This is a genomic window from Streptomyces sparsus (assembly GCF_054776295.1).
Window position 1 is genome coordinate 1 of record NZ_BAAHCA010001206.1, and the last position, 1,233, is coordinate 1,233.

The 1,233-nt window shown below is 71.4% G+C and carries 1 protein-coding gene; it reads left to right on the forward strand.

Annotated elements, in window-relative coordinates:
- Positions 1–493: 493 nt before the first annotated feature.
- On the forward strand, positions 494–1,233 hold a 740-nt coding region (locus ACYVE9_RS27430; protein WP_461030589.1), incomplete at its 3' end, for a response regulator.

A 1,233-nucleotide genomic window follows, 5' to 3' on the forward strand; every position in this document is an offset into this window, starting at 1 on the left:
CGGACTTCGCCGCGGGCTTGGCGGCTGACCGGGCCGGCTTCCGGGTCGGCCCCTTCGCCGGTGCCTGCGCCGACGCGTCGGCCGACTGCTCCGCCGCTGTGCCTTGTGTGCTGCCGCGGCGCGCCTTGTCGCGCGCAGCAGTGCTTTCCACGGTCACGAGTGCTCCTCCGTCTGTCCGGCCCCCGGGGTCTTCCGGATGAGCCAGTGCGGCTCGCCCGGCGCCGCTGCGGCGCACGGGGTGGGTGCGGCGCGGACGGACCGAGCGGTGACAGTGTCCCGTTCGACGGCCCGCTGGACAGCACGTTACCCAGTAACTCCACACGTGTGTGAAAACGTCCTGACCTGCAATTTTCCTTGGAAATCCAAGTAAATCGCGAAAGCCGGAAACGTCACTGGTCACAGCCTTGCAAGCCTGAAGGACAAGCGCACGTTATCCCGGGGGGCACTTCCACGGGAAGAGCAACCGGGGGGTCAGTATGTGAGACTTGCATATGTGCGCGTAGAGCGAAATATCAGGGTATTCCTGCTGGACGATCACGAGATCGTCCGGCGTGGCGTGCACGAGACGCTGGCCGTGGAACCGGACCTCACGGTCGTCGGGGAGGCCGGCACCGCGGCCGAGGCCCTGGAGCGCGTCCCGCGGGCCCGGCCCGACGTCGCGGTCCTCGACGTACGGCTGCCGGACGGCAGCGGCATCGAGGTGTGCCGGGAGATCCGCTCCCGGCACCCGGACGTCCGCTGCCTCATGCTGACGTCCTACGTCGACGACACGCTGCTGCTCGACGCCTTCCTGGCCGGCGCCTCCGGGTGCGTGCTCAAGGCGATCCGGGGCGGTGAGCTGCTGGCCGCCGTCCGCGACGTCGCCGCGGGACGCTCGCTGCTGGAACCCCCGGCCGGGATCCGGCAGGGCCCGGGAGGGACACCCCTGCGGGCCGGCACCCGGCCGCCGCCCGACGCGCGGCCCGGCCGCCTCACCGAGCAGGAACGCAGAATCCTGGAGCTGATCGGCGAGGGGCTGACCAACCGGGCGATCGGCGAACGGCTGCACCTCGCCGAGAAGACGGTCAAGAACCACATCTCCGGCCTGCTCGCGAAGCTCGGCATGGAACGCCGCGCCCAGGCCGCCGCCTACGTCGCCCGCCTGCACGCCGAGAGCGACAACCGCAACCGCTTCATGGAGCGACGACCGCTCCCCGCGACGCCCCGGCCCGGCGGGGGCGGGCGTCGCGAGGG